This window comes from Paraburkholderia fungorum (assembly GCF_900099835.1).
GTDB classification, from domain to species: Bacteria; Pseudomonadota; Gammaproteobacteria; order Burkholderiales; family Burkholderiaceae; genus Paraburkholderia; species Paraburkholderia fungorum_A.
Map to the genome: position 1 here is coordinate 762,547 of NZ_FNKP01000002.1, position 17,816 is coordinate 780,362.

Consider the following 17,816-nt stretch of genomic DNA (forward strand, 5'->3'; position numbering starts at 1 on the left):
CGGGCAATCAGCGCCGTCGGCGGCGCGGTGAGCGTCGCAGGCATTGCGGGCGTGGCGCTGTCGCTGGCCGCGTGCACGGTCGGCCCGGACTACGCGCGACCGCAGGCCGACGTGCCGCCCACCTGGCAAACCGATTCGTACTGGCGGGTCGGCGCGCCGTCGCACGCGCCTGTTTCGCCCGACTGGTGGAGCGGCTTCGGCGATCCGATGCTCGCCACGCTGGAGACCCAGGCGCTCGCGCAGAATCAGACGCTGGCTGCGGCCAGCGCGCACTACGAGCAGGCGAAAGCGACGCTCGCGAACACCAGCGCGCAGCGGATACCCGAGGTCGACTTCGGCGCGCAGGCCTCGCGCTTCAGGATTTCGCAGAACCGTCCGCTGACCAATTACGACACGCCGACCATGTCGACGGTGCAGAACAACGTGCAGCTCGGTCCGACCATCAACTACGACACCGATCTATTTGGCCGGATACGTCGGCAGGTGGAGGGCGCGAAGGCGTCGGCGGAACAATCGGCGGACGATCTCGCGAACGCGCGGCTTGTGCTCACCACCGATCTCGCCACCGATTATTTCTCGCTGCGCGAACTCGATTCCGAGATCGACGTGCTGAATCAGGCCGTGAAATTGCAGCAGAAGGCGCTCGATTATGTGACCTCCGAGCACGATCTCGGCTCGGTATCGGGGCTCGACGTATTGCAGCAGAAGTCGCTGCTCGATTCGACGCGGGTGTCGGCGCAACTGCTGCTGAATCAGCGCGCACAATACGAACACGCGATCGCCGCACTCGTTGGCGTGCCCGCGCCGCAGTTCGCGATCGCACCGAAAGTGCTCGACGTGAAAGTGCCGTCGATTCCGCTCGGTGTGCCCAGCGATGTTTTGCAACGCAGGCCCGACGTGGCATCGGCGGAACGTGCAATGGCTGCCGCGAACGCGCAGATCGGCGTCGCCAAGGCGGCGTTCTTCCCGAGTTTGACGTTGACGCCGAGCATCGGCTGGGAAAGCACGCAGTTCGCGAGCCTGCTGAGCGCGCCCACGCTGATGTGGACGCTCGGCGCGACGGTCGGCCAGGTTCTGTTCGACGGCGGCCGTCGTGCGGCCAACGTCAAATATGCGAGCGAGGGCTACAAGGCCACCGAGGCGAACTATCGTCAGACGGTGCTCACCGCGTTCCAGCAGGTGCAGGACGGCATCACCGGACTGTCGGTGCTGGACGGCGCGGCAACGCAGTCGCACGAAGCGGTGGCCGATGCGCAACGTTTGTTGTCGCTCGCCAATGACCGCTATTCAGGCGGCCTCGTCGCGTATCTGGATGTGATCACCGCGCAGCAGTCGCTGCTCACCAGCGAACGCCAGGACGTGCAGATTCATGGCCAGCAGATGACGCTGTCGGTGTCGCTGGTGAAGGCGCTCGGCGGTGGCTGGGAGGCGGGCACCGAGGTGTCGGCTGCACCGGCCGGCAACCAGCCCAACGATTCGAAGGAGGCGATGGCTCCCGCACGGTGAGTCGCGCGCGATGATGATTGCCGGCGAGCAGGAGGAAATTCAGGGCGTTTCGTATAATGCAAATTCAAGGGGACGCGCATGAAATTGCTGATTGTTGAAGACGAGCACAAGGTCGTGGACTATCTGCGCTCCGGTTTGACAGAGCAGGGCTGGGTGGTCGACATCGCTCTGGACGGCGAGGAGGGCATGCATCTGGCCACCGAGTTCGACTACGACGTGATTGTCCTCGACGTGATGCTGCCCAAGCGCGACGGCTTCAGCGTGCTCAAGGCGCTGCGCATGCGCAAGTCAACCCCGGTCATCATGCTGACCGCGCGCGATCACGTGAACGACCGCGTGCGCGGCCTGCGCGAAGGCGCAGACGACTACCTCACGAAACCCTTCTCCTTCCTCGAACTGGTCGAACGGCTGCATGCGCTTGCGCGTCGCACGCGTTCGCAGGAATCGACGCTGATTTCGGTCGGCGATCTGTTCGTCGATCTGATTGGCCGCCGTGCGACGCGCGACGGCGTACGCCTCGATCTGACCGCCAAGGAGTTTCAATTGCTGAGCGTGCTGGCGCGCCGGCAAGGCGACATCCTGTCGAAGACGGCCATTACCGAACTCGTGTGGGACGTCAATTTCGACAGCCATACCAACGTGGTCGAGACCGCCATCAAGCGATTGCGCGCGAAACTCGACGGCCCGTTCCCGTCGAAACTGCTGCACACCGTGCGCGGCATGGGCTACGTGCTCGAAGTACGCGAGGAGGCGGAGCAATCATGAACCGGTCGATCGCCCGCCGCCTTGCGTTGATGTTCGCGTTCGTCGCGCTATTCGTGTTCACGCTGGTGGGCACCGGCCTGTTTCTCGTGTTGCGCACGCAACTCGAACATCATTTGCGCGAATCGCTCGACGACCGCACGCAGATCGCGCGAATCATCGTGTTTCACGCAGTCACGCCGGAAAAGTGGCGTATGGTCCGCGAAAAACTCACCGACATGACGCCGCACGACAGCAGCACGGTGTATGCGGCGACCAGCACGGACCCCGGCTTCCACTACGGCCAGCCGGTGGTCGGCACGGTCGTGCGTAGCTGGCCCGGCGGCTATCAGCGCGTAACACCCGCCGACGGCGGCCCCGACATGCTGATCGCCACGATGACGATACCGGCCAGCGCCGCGCGTCCCACAGTCCAGTTGCAGGTGGGCGTCAGCTATTCGCCCAATGTGCGGACCATGCGCGTGTTCGGCTCGGCGCTCGCCGCGCTATCGGCGCTCGGCAGTCTCGCCGTGCTGCTGCTCAGCTACTCGGTCACGCGAATCGGCCTCGAACCGCTGACACGTTTGACGCGCGATGCGTCGGCGGTGAGTCCGAACAATCGCTCGCAGCGTTTGAATACTGCGTCGTTGCCGCTCGAACTGAACGACCTCGCCAATTCGTTCAACGGCGCGCTCGAACGGCTGGACGGCGCGTATGGCCGGCTCGAATCGTTTAACGCCGATGTCGCGCACGAGTTGCGCACGCCGGTGACGATCCTGATCGGTCAGACCGAGGTCGCGTTGACGCGTAGCAATCGCACGGTCGACGATCTGCGTCATACGCTGCAATCGAATCTCGAAGAGTTCGAGCGGATGCGCGCGATCATCAACGACATGCTGTTCCTCGCGCGCGCCGATCAGGGCGAACGGGCAACGGGGCTGATCGACGTGTCGCTGGCCGCCGAGGTCGCGCATACGCTGGAGTTTCTGGAGATACCGCTCGAAGAAGCACGCGTGCACGCCACGCTGCGCGGCGACGCGATGACGCGGGTCAACCGTTCGCTATTCGGCCGCGCATGCACGAATCTGCTGATGAACGCGATCCAGCATTGCGAGCCAGGTGTGGCGATCAGCGTGACGATCGTGCGCGAGGACGAGCGTGTGCGCGTCGAGGTCGCTAATCCAGGCAAGCCGATTCCGCCGGACATTCTCGAACATCTGTTCGACCGTTTTTATCGCGCCGAAGTCTCGCGCACGAATAGCCGTGAAAATCACGGGCTGGGTCTCGCGATCGTGAAGGCGATTGCGGAGATGCATCGCGGCACGGTGTCGGCGCATAGCGCGCATGGAATCAATACGTTTGCGTTTTCGGTCGCGGCGTCGCAGGTGGAAAGCGAGTTGCACGCGGCACGCCCGGACGCTGGTGGGACGGCTCAAGCGGCGGGTTATTCGTCGCTGGCAAAAGGCAAGTCGGCCTGAACCGGCAGGCGCGGTTTGGGCGTGACCGCGCTGGCCGGCGTCAACGCGCTTACGCGCACGCCAAGCAGCCGCAGCTTGCGGTTCAACTCCACTCTGCGTAGACACTCGGTCGCCGCGCGCCGGATTTCGGCGGCGTCGGCGGTGGGCTCGTCCAGCGTCAGGTCGCGCGTGACGGTGCGGAAATCGTCATAACGCAGTTTGATGCCCACCGTGCGGCCCACATATCCTTTCCGCACCAGATCTTCGGCGACCCGCACGCATAGCCCGGTGAACGAACTGGACAACGCCGGGCGATCATGACGCGGATGCAGATCGCGCTCGAACGTGGTTTCGCGGCTCATCGATTTCGGTTCCGACGACACGACGACCTCACGGTCATCTTCACCGTGCGCTATTCGCGCCAGCCATGCAGCGTAAGTTCGTCCAAAGTTTTCCTGTAACAGCCCGAGGTCGGCTGAGGCCAGGTCACCTACCGTCACAATGCCGAGGCCGGCCAGACGCTCGCTGGCGCGCGGCCCAATGCCGTTGATCTTTTTTGCCGCTAACGGCCAGATGCGTGACTCGAGGTCCGACATCGAGAGGATGGTCAGCCCGTCGGGTTTGTCCAGCTCGGAGCCGATCTTTGCAAGCAGTTTGTTCGGCGCAATTGCGATGGAGCAGGTCAGGCCGGTTGCCTCCCGAACCGCGTTCTTGATACGAGCGCCGAGCACATGCGATTCACCCTCCGCCAGAGTGAGGTCGACGAAAATCTCGTCGATTCCGCGGTCCTCGATCTGGTCTGTGAATGTCCGCACTGCGTCCTTGAACAGGCGCGAGTAACGTCGATACGAGTCGAAATCGGTGGGTAGAAGGACCGCATCGGGCGCGAGTTGCGCCGCCTTCATCATGCCCATCGCCGAAAACACGCCGAACGCTCGCGCCTCGTACGTCGATGTCGTCACGACACCTCGCCCGGCGTAATCGCGGAGTTTGGCGAAGCGGCGCGTGCCATCGGGCAGGAGCTCGGGTGCGGCATTGCGGCCGCCGCCAATGACAACGGGTTGGCCGCGCAACTCGGGATAGCGGAGCAGTTCTACAGACGCATAGAACGCATCCATGTCGACATGCGCGATGCGACGTATGGGCTGACTGCTCACGACGACTGTACCGCCACACTGCACAACATATTGACCAATGTCCTTATGTGACGTTGCTTGGGGTCTTTGGGTGTGTTGCTGGACGCAACAGGGGTTTGACGCATATCGCCGTGGGACGCAATCGGAATCTGGTGGACTGTGTATTTATACAGTATTTTACTGGTATTCAGGAGATCGCGCGTGATTCGCCAGCATCGGAAGAGAATGGCCGAAGCGCATCTTCTCGAGGTAGTTCAGCAGGCGCATCTCCCGCACGCCCATAGACTTCCATGCCGCTCACAAACCGCCGCTCTCTAAGATGAATAGAGACGCGTAATGCTGGCCGCTTTTCGTCGACACTCCTTCACTACACAGCGCTTTCAGCGAGCATGAAGCACAACATTCGTTGCAGGTTCTCCGCGCTGTTTTTTGCCGCCGGAAATCTGAGCGCTTCAGAGTCGACCCAGATAAAGCAACCCAAGATAGACCGTGCAGCGCAACTCATTGCAGTTCGTTTGAAATGCGCTTGGAAATATGGAAAAACGCCCTAGACTTGACTTTGCGCCTACCGTCCACGTTTATCGGAGTCCATATGAATCGCGGTCAATGCCGTTGTCTGAAATGCGAAGAACCTGATCGTCGTCAAATGTTAAAAGTGGGATTCGGCATGGCGACGGCAGCAACGCTTGGCACACTCGGGTTGGCTTTTCCGCGCATGTCCCGCGCCGCTGCGCTCACGCAAAAAGAGCGCGATAGCATGACGCCGGATCAAATCATTGCAGCAATGAAGCGCGGCAACGAGCGGTTTGTGTCAGGCACAGCGCACCGACATGACTACCTCGCGCAAAAGCGCGCAAGCGCCAGCGGACAGTTTCCGTCATCGGTCATTCTCAGTTGTATCGATTCGCGCTCGCCTGCCGAACTCATTCTCGATTCGGGTATTGGCGAAACCTTCAATGCGCGTATTGCCGGCAATATTGCCAATGACGATCTGGCCGGAAGCCTGGAATTCGCGTGTGCCGCAGCGGGCGCGAAAGTCGTGCTTGTAATGGGCCACACCAGTTGCGGTGCGATCAAGGGCGCCATTGACAATGTCAAGCTCGGCAATCTGACCGGACTTCTCGCAAAGATAAAGCCGGCGATAGACGCGACGAAATACGACGGTGACAGAAGCGGCAGCAATATCGAATTCGTGGATCAGGTCGCGCGATCCAATGTACTGAACACGATCGGCGATCTGCGCAAAAGCAGCGACATTCTCGCGTCGATGGAAAAAGACGGGAAGATAAAGATGGTGGGATCGATGTATCACCTCAATACGGGCAAAGTCGAATTTCTCAGTTGAGTTTTACTTGAGAGAGGCGACGCGCCCAGATCCATTCAAAACCGGTAGCTCAGCCCAATCTGCACCGCAGGATAAAGCTTGTAGCGCGAAAGCTTGTTGCTGATGTTCTGCTCTTCCTGATCGATGTTCGCCTGTGACGTCAGCATCGAATAAATGGCCGGCACGTTATATGTCGTGCGCGGACGGCCATAGGCGACGCCCAGATCGAACGTCAGCCCGAAGCCCTTCGAAGCAGGTTTGTGACCATAGCCGATGCCGAGGTACGGCATCACGCGCGGCAGCGTGGCGGTCGCGGATGGCGCGGGTCCCACGGCCGGAACGAAGTCGTCGCCGATCTTGAACTCGCCTTGCGCGTTTGGCTGTGCCTGCGCGCTCAGGCGGTTGTCGTTGATCAACGCGCCCGCCGTCACGCGAAATCCGCTCGACACAAACGGGAACAAGTCGAGATAGGCACCGCCTTGCAGCAGTTTGAGATGACCGTCGTAGCGGTTGCCGTCGACATCGAATGAATGCGACAGGCCGAAGCCTTCGATCTCCGCATGCACGCCGCTCCATGCATTCAGGGACAGCGCCCCGCCGACACCGGCACCGAGCGTGCCGCCGTGGACATAGATTTCCTGCGCGTTCACCGCGCCCGGCAGCGCGATCGCGGCCGCCGCGATCGAAGCGATCGTCGCGGACATAACCGCATTTTTTACCTGTTGCATCGCACCGTCTCCAGACAGGAATCATTTCCTTGCCGACGACTTTACGAGCGGGCGTTGCGTATCAATGGAGGGAAAAGCGGGCGCTTGAGGCGGTTATTCGCACTCAAGTTTTGCGATGGAACGAAAGCGGAATTTATGACCTGTAAGTCCTGCCAAACCGCCGCTTCAATCCGGCGTTCCGCGCAGAAAAGGTCCTGTTTGAAGGGCTATCCGTTGAAAAGGATCGTAGCCGGATGGAGCGGTTACGGCAACTAGCCGGTCTTTGCCGGCGCGTTGCCGCAACCTGTATATCAGCCAGAAATCAGCCGACAGGAACCGCCTTTATTGCTTGATGCCTTCAGCCTGGATATGCAGCGTGGTCTTCATCTTGAAGCCATAAGTCTTGCCGAAGTCGACGCCGAAGTCGTCGCGATTGAACGTCGCGGTCGATTCCGTGCCGCACACTTCGCGCTTGAGCATCGGGTTCTGGAAGCACTTGAACGATTCGATCTTCAGGTTCACCGGCTTCGTGATGCCGTGCATCGTCAGCGTGCCGATCACTTCCACCGGCGTGTCGCCCTTGAAGCGGATCGACGTGCCCTTGTACTCGGCAGTCGGGAACTTCGCGGTGTCGAAGAACTTGTCGGTGACGAGTTCAGCGTCGAGCTTGTCGTTGCCGATATCGACCGAAGTCATGTCGATCGTCACGTCGACCGTGCCGGTCTTGGCCGCGCGATCCAGCACCACGGTGCCGCTGCTTTTCTTGAACTTGCCGCGCCAGATCGACACGCCGCCGAAGTGGTCGGTTTCGAAGCTCGGGTACGTGTGGGTCGGATCGAGCTGATACGTGTCGGCAGCCATCGCGCTGATTGCGTTAAACGACAGTGCAGCAGCCAATGCGCCGGTGGCGAGCAAAAATTGTTTCTTCAAGATGTTCTCCAGATGTCAGAAAAATACTGCGATGCTTCGATTCAGTGAGGCTTCGATGCGTTACTTCTTCGAAGCGACAATGTGAAATTTGATAACCACTTCGTCGGCGACAACCGACGTGTCTTTCCATTCGCCGGTGCCGACGTCGAACTGCGAGCGTTTGATCGGCACGGAGCCGTCGAAGGTTTGCGTGGCGCCGTTGCTTGCAATGCTGACCGGCACGACGACAGTTTGCGACTTGCCCTTGATGGTGAGCTTGCCGGTGATCCTGTACAGATTGCCGCCCGCCGGCGCAATCGCGCTGGAGACGAAGGTCGCGTTCGGGAACGCGGCGCTGTCGAACCATTCCTTGCCCTGCGCCTGCTTGTTGTAGTCGTCCGCGCCGAGGTCGTAGCTGGCGGTGTCGATCGACACGTTCGCGCTGCCTGCGGTCGGCTTCGCCGGATCGAAATTCAGTTGCGCGGAGAACTTTTTGAACTTGCCGTCGACGGGCACGTTCATCTGTTTCGTCGTCGCGATCACGCTGCTTTTGGCGAGGTCGACGTCCGCATGCGCGAGGCCCGCGCCGAACAGCGAAAGGGCGGCAATGCCGGCGAGCGTCGCGCGGGAAGCGCTGTGACGGGCGGAGTGGAAGATGGTCGATTTCATGGTGGTACGCATCCTATCGAACCCGTGTGCGTTAATTGCGCACTGCCGGGAATTAGATTGCCAACAGGCCGGAGCCAATCGAGGCCGCTCGAGGCCGATCGTTGAGCAACGGCTTCACTTCAAAAACGGCATCATCCGCGCCAGCAATCCGTCCCGGTCGACGAATTGATGCTTGAGTGCCGCCGCGACGTGCATGGCGACCAGCGCCAGCAGCGTGTAATTCAGCAATACGTGGACGGTGCGCAGCGTGGCTTTCAGCGCCTGGTCCGGGCCGATGATCGTCGGCAGCGGCACGATGCCGAGATACACGACCTGAATTCCGGCTGCCGAGCTGTAGAAATAGCCGGACAGCGGAATCGCCAGCATCAGCAGATACAGCAGGCCATGCACCGCATGAGCGGCGGCCTTCTGCCACGTTGGCGTAGCGCTGTCGAGCGGCGGCGCGCGGTGCGTGGCGCGCCACAGCACGCGCAGCACCGCGAGAACGAAGACGGTCACGCCGATCCACTTGTGCCACGAGAAATACTTCAGCTTGGTCGGCGTGAAGCCGGGAATATCGGTCATGATCCAGCCGATATAAAAGCCGCAGATAATCAGCGCCGCAATCAGCCAGTGCAGTGCAATGGCAATGCCGTTGTAATGTTCTGAACCAGAGAGACGTGATTTCATTGTGTGTTCGTCGATCGCAAGGTAAGGCGAATGAGTGCGAATGGTAGGGACGCCAATGAAAACTGAATAGGCGGGCAGAAGGGAACAGATTGTTGTCGGCGTGACGTTAATGGTTCTTCGGCTGACCTGAATCGAAGTTAGCCGCCCGCTTCCCGGCAACACATCAAGCCGCAAACAATTGGCCGGACACAGCGCTGTGGTAATTTGCCGTTAAATCGTCTTAAGGACCGTTCACCCATGAATAGCACTGGAAAACAGCCGGCCGGGCTCGGCGCGGATTTCTTGCGGCACGATAAAGATCAGGCAGACACGCCGGCCGATGCCGCTTCAGGTTCGACGGGCGTCGAAGGTTACATGGAACACGACGCGGCCGTCTACCGCACGCTGCTCGAATCGACGAAGGCCATTCCGTGGAAGATCGACTGGGCGACCATGGCGTTCGCCTACATCGGCCCGCAGATCGAAGCCTTGCTGGGCTGGACGCCGTCGAGCTGGAAAACCGTGCAGGACTGGGCTGCCCGCATGCATCCCGAAGACCGCGACAAGGTGGTCGAGTTCTGCGTCGCGCAGTCGAAGGCGGGCACCGATCACGAAGCGGACTACCGCGCGTTGACGAGCCGCGGCGACTACGTCTGGCTGCGCGACGTGGTGCATGTGGTACGCGACGAGCGCGGCGAGGTCGAGTCGCTGGTGGGCTTCATGTTCGATATCAGCGAGCGCAAGAAGACTGAGGAGAAGCTCGCCGAACTGCAACGCGAACTCGAAGCGCTGTCGTTCAAGGACGGTCTCACGGCAGTCGGCAATCGCCGCGAATTCGACGCGGTGCTGCAACGCGAATGGAACGCCGCGCAGCGTCACGGCGCGCCGTTGTCGCTTGTCATGGTCGATATCGATTTCTTCAAGTCGTACAACGACTATTACGGACACGTGCAGGGCGACGAGTGTCTGAAGCGCGTGGCCGGCCTGTTGAGCGACGCGGTGCGTCCTGGCGATTTCGTCGGCCGGTTCGGCGGCGAGGAATTCGTGCTGATCCTGCCGAATACCGGCGCGGACGCCGCGCGGCAAGTCGCCGAGCGCTGCCGCAACCGGATCGGCGCCGCGGAAATCGCCCACGAGCGCTCGCCGTTCCGGCAGACCGTGACCGCGAGTTTCGGCGTGGGCAGCGTGATTCCCGACGGTTCGGGCGATCCCATCGCGTTCGTGAATCTCGTGGATACCCAGTTGTATCTCGCGAAAGACAACGGCCGCGATTGCATCGCAGCGGTGAACCGGGTGGCATAGCGGGTGTCGCGCGACGCATCGGCCAGGGCGCGGTTGCAGGCATGTCGATTGCAACCGCAAGCGCGGGCCGCAATGATTCAGGCGTGATGCTGTGTGCAGGCATCGCGCCCGCAGACCAACCAAAGATCAACCGGTTATCAACCGCTAATCAACAATAAACCTGGGCTTGCGCTGTGAATTCCGTTTTCCTTTCGTGGGGCATTGCCGCCGTCGCCACCGCCGGTGTGATCACCCGGCCGTTCAAATGGCCAGAGGCGATCTGGGCAGTCGCGGGTGCGCTGCTGCTGGTGCTGTTCGGATTGCTGCCGGTTCATCTGGCCATCGAGGCGATCGGCAAGGGCACCGACGTCTACCTGTTCCTGTTCGGCATGATGGTGCTCTCCGAAGTCGGCCGCCGTGAAGGACTGTTCGACTGGGTCGCGGTGCTCGCGGTGAATCACGCGAAGGGTTCGCCGCGCAAGCTGTTCGTGCTCGTGTACCTGGTCGGCGTGGTGATCACCGCATTTCTGTCGAACGACGCAACCGCCGTGGTTCTCACGCCTGCCGTGTTCGCCGCCGCCAAAAAAGCGAAGACGCCGCCGCTGCCGCTGCTGTTCGTCTGCGCGCTGGTCGCCAACGCCGCCAGTTTCGTGCTGCCGATTTCGAATCCCGCCAACATCGTGCTGTATGGCAATCACACGCCCGCGCTCGGCGCATGGCTGATGCGTTTCACGTTGCCGTCGATCCTGTCGATCGCCGCCACTTACGCGATGCTGCGCTGGACCCAGCGCGACGCGCTCGCCGGTACTTGCGAGGCGAATCTCGACGCGGTCGAACTGTCGTCGAGCGGACGGGTTGCACTGGCCGGAATCGCGGTCACCGCGGTTGTCCTGCTGACGGTTTCCGCGTACGACATCGCGCTCGGTCTGCCCACCGCGATTCTCGGCGCGCTGACCGCGCTGGTCGTGCTGATCCAGGAGCGCAAATCGCCGTTGCCGATGATCCGCGAGATTTCGTGGAGCGTGCTGCCGCTGGTCGCCGCGCTGTTCGTGCTGGTGCAGATGCTCGATTACACCAGCGTGATCACTACGCTATCCACGGTGCTGCGCCGCGCGACCGAACACAATGAAATGGCGACCGCCGGCTGGGCGGGCGCGATCATCGCGTTCGGCAGCAATCTGATGAACAACCTGCCGGCGGGTTTGATCGCCAGTTCGACAGTGATGCAGGCGCATAGTCCCGAGCGCGTAATAGACGCATTGCTGATCGGCGTCGATCTCGGCCCGAATCTGTCGATCACCGGTTCGCTCGCGACCATCCTCTGGCTCAACGCGATTCGCCGCGAAGGCGAGGACGTGAGCTTCATGAAGTTTCTGAAGGTCGGCGTGCTGGTGATGGTGCCCGCGTTAGTGCTGGCGCTGGGGGCGCGGGTTCTGACTGGCTGAGCGAGTGTGTGGGTCGCATGGGAGTTTGCGTAGGCAGACCGAGGTGTTTGAAACTGCGGCTTTGATGTCCGGCCGCCGCTCACACTCAACCCACCGCCGGCTCAAACCGTTTCGCGCGACTCCCCCAACGTACGCAGCGTTGCTTCGAGACGCGTGACGCGTGCGCGTTGCGCAGGCATCATCGCCGAACGGTGCAGCGCGAGCAGCCGCTTATGCCAGTACGACAGGGGAAAGCGATCGCGCGTAGAGATCTTGCCGAACACGAGTTCGAGGTGGGCAATCTCTTTGTCTATGTCCTGATAACTCATCTGATGTTTCCGCAGAAGTGGGCCTGGCAAGGAGGCGTCCCGATAGCGCGCTCGAGCCTGACGGCTGGACGGACAGACGCTCTGTTCATACGCATCGATCCGCGTGTTTATCGCTGGATATCGAGCAAATCGCATTCCCGTGGCGGATGGTTTGCGTCGGCGGCTACCTGGTCCTGACGCGCAAATTGTCTGCGGTTTACCGCCGAACTCCGCCCGCTTTGCCTTTGACGCGAAGCGCGATGCCAACGTGTCGACCGTGATCGATCTGGGCCAGAGCCGTCGGACAAATAATCACGTTCACCCCGCGACCGCGTACGCCGTGCAATAACAACACGGTGTCGTTCACGCACACATCGGCCTTGATCACGAATTGCGATAACGGGAATCCACCAGGCGGTTTTGTCTGACGCATGTCCTATCCTGAGGCAACGGTCCTGATTGCAGGCAGCGGGTCAAACGCTGTCGTTCGCCGTCGGCGGACTCGCGGGAAACGCGTCGAAAAGTTCGGCTAGCGCGGCACCGCCATCAACGGTTGAGCGTAGGTAACGACGGGGGCGGGGACGACCGCATAGTTCGTCGGTGCGGGCACGACGACGTTGGTGTACATCGGCATCGGCTTGACCGGCGATGCAGGCGCACTCGCTACACCCGGAAGCGCGACGGCAACAGCCGCTGGCGGAGGCGCCGTCACATACACGGGATCGAGCGGCACCGGATAGTCAAGCGGCCGGGGCGGTGCGTAGATAACTGGAACGGGCATGTAGACGACGACACGGGCAAACGCCGTCGATGAACAGGCGAGGCCCAAAGCGGTGAAAGTCGAAGCGCAGGCGAGACGGATAGTCACGGGAAACTCCTGATGCATGAGGCGACGCATCTTCGGTTGAAGAAGCGTGCCGGGTGGTTCGGTATGAAGGGCGCTCGTGGCGCGGAAACAGGCTCGTGGCCGCTGCGGCACTGACGACATCGGCAGCACCGGCAGACGAAAGATACGCAACGCACACGCAAAACGGCATCACAAACTCATTTCATTCGATGTCATGCACAGCGGCCACCGTAGCCTCGATGCGAAGCGCAGCAGACGCACATCACCCGTTCGCATCAGCGAAAAATTCATGACATAACTCGACATGATTCTGCAATTGCCAACCATCGGCGCTTCGCCAAGAATTCGGCCTGTCATCGAACGGATCGCGGCACGAGGCAGGCGACGCCCGATGGCTCAATCGAAGGAGTCAGTCATGAAAAAGTTCATCGCCGCCGCGTTGCTGTGCTGTGCATCCACCGTTACGTTCGCTCAGGCCATGGCGCCGCAAGGCGGCAATCCGCAGCGTATGGAGCGCATGATCCAGCAGTTGCAAAACCGATTCGCCAACGCGAATACCACGCACGACGGCAAGCTCACCCGCGACCAGGCGGCGGCCGGCATGCCGATGGTCGCGAAGCATTTCGACGAGATCGACACGCAGAAAGCGGGCTACATTACGCTGCCGCAAATCGAGGCATTCGCGCAGGAACGCGGCGCAGCGCACTGAGCCCGGAGCATTCGCGCGCTGTCTGCCGAGGATTGCGGTATGTTCTGAAGAGCCTGAACCCAAGGAGCTTTCGCATGGATCGCCCCGCCAAAATCATCGTGCTCGACGACGAAGCCGAACTGCGCAACATGCTGCAGCGTTTTCTGCGCGGCCACGGTTTCGAGGTGCGCGTCGCCGAGGACAGCAAGCGTCTGAACCGGTATCTGGAGCGCGAGCCGTTCGATCTGCTGGTGCTCGATCTGATGATCGGCGAAGAGAACGGCCTTGAAATCTGCGCACGTCTGAGGGAGCAGGGGCAGACGCTGCCCATTCTGATGCTGACCGCGAAGGGCGATCCGCTCGACCGCGTGGTCGGTCTCGAAACCGGCGCCGACGACTACCTCGCCAAACCGTTCCTGCCGCGCGAACTGGTGGCGCGCATCAATGCGCTGCTGCGACGTCAGAAAATGGCGTCGGGCGATGTCACCGTGACGTCGCAAAGCGTGCGTTTCGGCAACTTCACCGTCGATGTCGGCAAGCAGCAGCTGTCACGCGCGGGCGAGTTGCTGGAGATTCATTCCGCGCAGATGCTGCTGCTGGTGGCGCTGGCGTCGTCGCCGAACCGGCCGGTGAGCCGCGACAATCTGCTGGCGCGTGCGCGGGGCCGCGATCACGACGCGCTCGATCGCAGCATCGACGTGCAGGTGTTGCGGCTGCGGCAGATCGTCGAAGACGATCCGTCGAAGCCGCGTTTCATCAAGACCGTGTGGGGCGTCGGCTACATGCTGGTCGCCGACGTCGACTCATGACGCGTCCACTATTGCGCAGGCTTCTGCCGAGAACGCTGCTGGCGCGCAATATCGCGCTGCTGATCGTGCTCGTGATGCTGAGCCAGATCTGCTCGCTCGCCGTGCTGCTGCATTACGTGCAGCGGCCTCGCGTGGAGCGCGCGGCGACCGTGTTCGCGACCTACGTGACGACGCTCGACAACCTGCTCGAAGCGACGCCGTCCGGCGCGCGCACCGCGTTGACGACGCGCCTCGACGCGCGCGCGGAACCGCCCGCGGCGAGCGCGTCCGAGCCGCCGCCGAGCGTCGCGCGCGCGTATCGCACGTATCAGCGCGATGTGTTTCTCGACAGCCTGCGCGCGCATCTGCCCCCCGACATGCCGGCACGCTGGCAGACCGAGGGCGGCCAGCGTCTGTGGATCCGCATGCACGCGCCCGCCGACGATCCGCACGCGCCGTACTGGATCGCGTTGCCGATTCCCGAAGACGCGCAGAGCAGCGGGCTCGAAGCGGCGATCGTGCTGTCGCTCGGCCTGGGCGCGCTGGCGGCGCTGGCGGGCTACGCGATCCAGCTTCATCTGAACGAGCCGCTGCATGAACTGACCCAGGCGGCGCGTCATGTGAGTGCGGGCAAAACGCCCGCGCCGTTGCCGACCGACGGTCCGACCGAAATCGCCGCCGTCAGCCGTGCTTTCAATCAGATGACGCAGACGTTGCAGGAGGCCGAGGCGACGCGCGCGCTGATGCTGGCCGGCATCTCGCACGACATCCGCACGCCGTTGACCAAGCTGCGCCTGTCGATGGCGATGGCGATGCCGGACGGCAGCGACAGCAGTTTCGTGGTGGCCGCCGAGTCGTATCTCGACCAGATCGAGACGATCCTGCAACAGTTTATGGACTACGCGGGCAGCGGCGAGCGCGAGCAGCCGCAGCCCGGCGATTTGAACGCGCTGATCGAACGGCTGGCGGGCGATTTCGCCGGGCTTGGGCACGAGTTCGAGTTGTCGCTTGGGGCGCTGCCGGTGCTGGCGTATCGGCCGATCAGCATGATGCGACTGCTGATGAACCTGATGCAGAACGCGATCGTGTACGGCAAGACGGGGCTGGCGGTTCGAAGCTGGGTGACGACCGCAGCCAAAACCGGCGAAGAAGACGGGCAGACGGCGATCGTCGCAGTCGGGGATCGCGGCGCGGGGCTGTCGGCGCAGGAACTGGAACAGCTGAAAGCGCCGTTTCAGCGCGGGCGCAATGCGCGCTCGCATAGCGGCGGCACGGGATTGGGGCTGTCGATTGTCGAGCGGATCGCACGGCTGCATGGCGGCAGCCTGCAATTTCATGCGCGCGAAGGCGGTGGACTGGAGGTGTGGGTGGTGTTGCCGGTCAAGACCGGGTGACGATGATTCTGCTGCGGCTGTAGTGTCGATGCCCGGCTGCCGGCGTCGCCACTCGCAGGTTCACTCGCGATCCAGGTACGCATCCAGGCCGACGCGGAACGCCACGCCCGCGATCACCGGCACGGTCAGCATCAGGATGATGCCGAAGTTCGGAATCGGGTCGCCGTACATGAACGTGCTGTAAAGCACGACCGTCGCGACGATCGCGAAAACCCCGAAGCCGATGGCGACCATCATGAGATTGCGCACGGTAATGCTCAGCGTTTTGCGCGTGGCCGCGCCCGGCGTCGTGCTGGCAGGAGAAGCTTCGTCGTGTTGGGCAGGCATGATGGTTCTCGTGGCTGAAATAGTGCGTCGAGCGCGCTTGGTATGCGACTTGGGACCCTGCGCGAACAAGGTGCGCGACCGGCATCATAACCGCATGCGAGCGCGCTGCGCAGATCGGCGGAGCGGGGTGCGGGGCGCAGCGGGCCGGGCGGGTGAGCGAAGGCTCGTTAGCTTCAATATAGGCCGCATTGCCGGCGGGCAGATGAAATACGCGATTCGCCGCGTGGATGAGACCTTGCGAGGCGATGGCGGCTGGTGAGCGGCCGTCTCGCCGAGCGTACACGCATACTGCGTCGCGCTAGCGCGCTCGCGCTTCGCCTCAAACGGCGAGTCTCCCAAGCTTCTTTTCATGGTGACGTCCCCAGCGCCGGTAGCGAATCGATTCTAGCGATACCGCCGTGAACCGCCGCCACGCAATACATGATCCACCTCGCGCCGTTTTATGGAATCCACTAACCTTGTGGGGCGTCACCGCCCAGCGCGCTTTTGCGTCCTCCAACATCCGTCCTGCCTATGCCGGGATGCCAACGTGTCGAGAGCTGCCATCCGATGTCTAACGACCTTCCAGAACCGCAAGCTGTCTGCAATGCCATTACCCGTAGCGCCATTTTCATCGTCGCCACGCTGACGCCCGGCGACGATCACGCGGACACCGTACGCGGCTTATGCCCCGACATCGCCGGGCTGGTCCGCGCGGTCGGCACACGCGCGCCGACGGCCGACCTGTCGTGTGTTTGCGGATTCGGCTCCGCCGCGTGGGACGCGCTCTTCGGCACGCCGCGTCCCGCGTCGCTGCACGCATTCCGCGAATTCGGCGAGGGCAAGCGCCGCGCCGTGGGCACGCCGGGCGACATCCTGTTTCACATACGCGCGGATCACATGGATCTGTGCTTCGAACTCGCCGCGTTGTTGATGCAGCGTCTGAAAGGCGCGGTCACGGTGGTCGACGAGGTGCACGGCTTCCGTTATTTCGATTTGCGCGACATGGTGGGTTTCGTCGACGGCACCGAGAATCCGCGCGGGCGCGAAGCGTTCGACTTCGCGGTGATCGGCGATCAGGACCCCGGTTTCGCGGGAGGCAGTTATGTGATCGTGCAGAAGTATCTGCATGACATGGAGGCGTGGGAAACGCTGCCGGTCGAGGCGCAGGAACGCATCATCGGCCGCAGGAAGCTTTCGGATGTCGAACTCGACGAATCGGTCAAGCCAAGTTCGTCGCACAGTTCGCTGACGACGATCGAGAAGGACGGGCAGGAAGTCAAGATCCTGCGCCACAACATGGCGTTCGGCCGACCCGGCGCGGGCGAGTTCGGCACTTACTTTATCGGTTACGCCAACTCGCCGGAGCCGACCGAGCAGATGCTGGAGAACATGTTCGTGGGCCGTCCGCCCGGCAACTATGACCGGCTGCTCGATTACAGCCGCGCGGTGACCGGTGGGCTGTTTTTTGTTCCGTCTGAACCGTTGCTCGAGCAGCTGGCGGACCGGAAGCCGGCGAGCAATGGGTGAGTTGCGAGGGTGGAGTGCTCGTGAACGTGTGAGATTTGCCGTTGGCTGGATGCCGGCAGCCGGATAAAACCGGCCCGGCAAATGTTGGCGACAAGAAAGGTGTTGGGTAGGGAAGCGGTTGCGCAGCCTGCCGATGCAGGTTGCTTCGTGCGT

At 62.1% G+C, this 17,816-nt stretch carries 19 protein-coding genes; 10 read left to right on the top strand and 9 right to left on the bottom strand.

All coding sequences use genetic code 11. The features are described 5' to 3' along the window. Nucleotides 1-6 precede the first annotated feature (6 nt). From BLS41_RS19460 to BLS41_RS19470, 3 genes are all read left to right on the top strand, one after another. The gene (locus tag BLS41_RS19460; protein ID WP_074771054.1) at nt 7-1,506 is read left to right on the top strand and encodes an efflux transporter outer membrane subunit; all 1,500 of its coding nucleotides are present in this window, start codon (nt 7-9) and stop codon (nt 1,504-1,506) included. Nucleotides 1,507-1,584: 78 nt separating this feature from the next. Beyond that, nucleotides 1,585-2,271, top strand: a complete 687-nt coding sequence (locus BLS41_RS19465) for a heavy metal response regulator transcription factor (protein WP_074767774.1) — start codon at nt 1,585-1,587, stop codon at nt 2,269-2,271. After that, nucleotides 2,268-3,725: a heavy metal sensor histidine kinase gene (locus BLS41_RS19470; protein ID WP_074767776.1), complete on the top strand. Its 1,458-nt coding sequence runs from the start codon at nt 2,268-2,270 to the stop codon at nt 3,723-3,725. The genes BLS41_RS19465 and BLS41_RS19470 overlap by 4 nt, the downstream gene beginning before the upstream one ends. Here BLS41_RS19470 and dinB read toward each other — a convergent pair. Next, nucleotides 3,692-4,861 carry a DNA polymerase IV gene (gene dinB, locus BLS41_RS19475; protein ID WP_074767778.1) on the bottom strand — a complete coding sequence of 390 codons (1,170 nt, stop codon included), beginning with the start codon at nt 4,859-4,861 and terminating at the stop codon, nt 3,692-3,694. The genes BLS41_RS19470 and dinB overlap by 34 nt on opposite strands. Nucleotides 4,862-5,432: 571 nt before the next feature. On the opposite strand from dinB, the gene BLS41_RS19480 reads away from it, so the two are divergent. Continuing rightward, nucleotides 5,433-6,185 (top strand): carbonic anhydrase family protein, encoded by a 753-nt coding sequence (locus BLS41_RS19480; RefSeq protein ID WP_074767780.1) that lies wholly within the window; start codon nt 5,433-5,435, stop codon nt 6,183-6,185. 35 nt (nt 6,186-6,220) lie between these two features. Here the strand turns inward: BLS41_RS19480 and BLS41_RS19485 are convergent, their stop codons facing one another. From BLS41_RS19485 to BLS41_RS19500, 4 genes are all read right to left on the bottom strand, one after another. Then, nucleotides 6,221-6,892, bottom strand: a complete 672-nt coding sequence (locus tag BLS41_RS19485; RefSeq protein ID WP_074767782.1) for a hypothetical protein — start codon at nt 6,890-6,892, stop codon at nt 6,221-6,223. Nucleotides 6,893-7,213: 321 nt separating this feature from the next. Continuing rightward, nucleotides 7,214-7,801 carry a YceI family protein gene (locus BLS41_RS19490; RefSeq protein ID WP_074767784.1) on the bottom strand — a complete coding sequence of 196 codons (588 nt, stop codon included), beginning with the start codon at nt 7,799-7,801 and terminating at the stop codon, nt 7,214-7,216. Nucleotides 7,802-7,861: 60 nt separating this feature from the next. Next, nucleotides 7,862-8,449 carry a YceI family protein gene (locus BLS41_RS19495; protein WP_074771055.1) on the bottom strand — a complete coding sequence of 196 codons (588 nt, stop codon included), beginning with the start codon at nt 8,447-8,449 and terminating at the stop codon, nt 7,862-7,864. A 114-nt stretch (nt 8,450-8,563) separates the two neighbouring features. Then, the gene (locus BLS41_RS19500) at nt 8,564-9,118 is read right to left on the bottom strand and encodes a cytochrome b (RefSeq protein WP_074767786.1); all 555 of its coding nucleotides are present in this window, start codon (nt 9,116-9,118) and stop codon (nt 8,564-8,566) included. Nucleotides 9,119-9,355: 237 nt separating this feature from the next. Between BLS41_RS19500 and BLS41_RS19505 the strand changes: the two genes are divergently transcribed. Together BLS41_RS19505 and BLS41_RS19510 are read left to right on the top strand one after the other, a co-directional pair. Further along, nucleotides 9,356-10,399: a GGDEF domain-containing protein gene (locus tag BLS41_RS19505; RefSeq protein WP_074767788.1), complete on the top strand. Its 1,044-nt coding sequence runs from the start codon at nt 9,356-9,358 to the stop codon at nt 10,397-10,399. Nucleotides 10,400-10,572: 173 nt separating this feature from the next. Next, entirely contained in the window at nt 10,573-11,823 is a 1,251-nt protein-coding gene (locus BLS41_RS19510; RefSeq protein WP_074767790.1) for an arsenic transporter, read from the top strand. 101 nt (nt 11,824-11,924) lie between these two features. On the opposite strand, the gene BLS41_RS19515 is transcribed toward BLS41_RS19510, so the two are convergent. From BLS41_RS19515 to BLS41_RS19525, 3 genes are all read right to left on the bottom strand, one after another. Continuing rightward, entirely contained in the window at nt 11,925-12,131 is a 207-nt protein-coding gene (locus BLS41_RS19515) for a hypothetical protein (RefSeq protein WP_074767792.1), read from the bottom strand. A 196-nt stretch (nt 12,132-12,327) separates the two neighbouring features. Then, the gene (locus BLS41_RS19520) at nt 12,328-12,543 is read right to left on the bottom strand and encodes a hypothetical protein (protein ID WP_074767794.1); all 216 of its coding nucleotides are present in this window, start codon (nt 12,541-12,543) and stop codon (nt 12,328-12,330) included. A 96-nt stretch (nt 12,544-12,639) separates the two neighbouring features. Continuing rightward, a complete protein-coding gene (locus BLS41_RS19525) occupies nt 12,640-12,978 on the bottom strand; it encodes a hypothetical protein (protein WP_074771056.1) in 339 nt (112 codons plus the stop codon). Nucleotides 12,979-13,372: 394 nt separating this feature from the next. Here BLS41_RS19525 and BLS41_RS19530 point away from each other — a divergent pair, with 394 nt between their 5' ends. The 3 genes from BLS41_RS19530 (at nt 13,373) to BLS41_RS19540 (ending at nt 15,827) form a co-directional block, all read left to right on the top strand. After that, nucleotides 13,373-13,666 (top strand): EF-hand domain-containing protein, encoded by a 294-nt coding sequence (locus BLS41_RS19530; RefSeq protein ID WP_074767796.1) that lies wholly within the window; start codon nt 13,373-13,375, stop codon nt 13,664-13,666. 74 nt (nt 13,667-13,740) lie between these two features. Beyond that, nucleotides 13,741-14,454, top strand: coding sequence for a response regulator (locus BLS41_RS19535; protein WP_074767798.1), 714 nt, complete (start codon nt 13,741-13,743; stop codon nt 14,452-14,454). Then, a complete protein-coding gene (locus BLS41_RS19540) occupies nt 14,451-15,827 on the top strand; it encodes an ATP-binding protein (RefSeq protein WP_074767800.1) in 1,377 nt (458 codons plus the stop codon). The genes BLS41_RS19535 and BLS41_RS19540 overlap by 4 nt, the downstream gene beginning before the upstream one ends. 60 nt (nt 15,828-15,887) lie before the next feature. Here BLS41_RS19540 and BLS41_RS19545 read toward each other — a convergent pair whose 3' ends face one another. After that, nucleotides 15,888-16,154, bottom strand: a complete 267-nt coding sequence (locus BLS41_RS19545) for a hypothetical protein (RefSeq protein ID WP_074767802.1) — start codon at nt 16,152-16,154, stop codon at nt 15,888-15,890. A gap of 549 nt (nt 16,155-16,703) precedes the next feature. Between BLS41_RS19545 and BLS41_RS19555 the strand changes: the two genes are divergently transcribed. Then, nucleotides 16,704-17,663: a Dyp-type peroxidase gene (locus BLS41_RS19555; protein ID WP_074767806.1), complete on the top strand. Its 960-nt coding sequence runs from the start codon at nt 16,704-16,706 to the stop codon at nt 17,661-17,663. Nucleotides 17,664-17,816 lie beyond the last annotated feature (153 nt).

Bases quoted from the DNA above. Each gene is read 5' to 3' on its own strand.
- BLS41_RS19505 (WP_074767788.1), top strand. From the start codon at position 9,356: ATGAATAGCACTGGAAAACAGCCGGCCGGGCTCGGCGCGGATTTCTTG.
- BLS41_RS19530 (WP_074767796.1), top strand. From the start codon at position 13,373: ATGAAAAAGTTCATCGCCGCCGCGTTGCTGTGCTGTGCATCCACCGTT.
- BLS41_RS19545 (WP_074767802.1), bottom strand. From the start codon at position 16,154: ATGCCTGCCCAACACGACGAAGCTTCTCCTGCCAGCACGACGCCGGGC.
- BLS41_RS19480 (WP_074767780.1), top strand. From the start codon at position 5,433: ATGAATCGCGGTCAATGCCGTTGTCTGAAATGCGAAGAACCTGATCGT.
- BLS41_RS19555 (WP_074767806.1), top strand. From the start codon at position 16,704: ATGTCTAACGACCTTCCAGAACCGCAAGCTGTCTGCAATGCCATTACC.
- BLS41_RS19540 (WP_074767800.1), top strand. From the start codon at position 14,451: ATGACGCGTCCACTATTGCGCAGGCTTCTGCCGAGAACGCTGCTGGCG.
- BLS41_RS19520 (WP_074767794.1), bottom strand. From the start codon at position 12,543: ATGCGTCAGACAAAACCGCCTGGTGGATTCCCGTTATCGCAATTCGTG.
- BLS41_RS19535 (WP_074767798.1), top strand. From the start codon at position 13,741: ATGGATCGCCCCGCCAAAATCATCGTGCTCGACGACGAAGCCGAACTG.
- BLS41_RS19470 (WP_074767776.1), top strand. From the start codon at position 2,268: ATGAACCGGTCGATCGCCCGCCGCCTTGCGTTGATGTTCGCGTTCGTC.
- BLS41_RS19485 (WP_074767782.1), bottom strand. From the start codon at position 6,892: ATGCAACAGGTAAAAAATGCGGTTATGTCCGCGACGATCGCTTCGATC.
- BLS41_RS19465 (WP_074767774.1), top strand. From the start codon at position 1,585: ATGAAATTGCTGATTGTTGAAGACGAGCACAAGGTCGTGGACTATCTG.
- BLS41_RS19515 (WP_074767792.1), bottom strand. From the start codon at position 12,131: ATGAGTTATCAGGACATAGACAAAGAGATTGCCCACCTCGAACTCGTG.
- BLS41_RS19495 (WP_074771055.1), bottom strand. From the start codon at position 8,449: ATGAAATCGACCATCTTCCACTCCGCCCGTCACAGCGCTTCCCGCGCG.
- BLS41_RS19500 (WP_074767786.1), bottom strand. From the start codon at position 9,118: ATGAAATCACGTCTCTCTGGTTCAGAACATTACAACGGCATTGCCATT.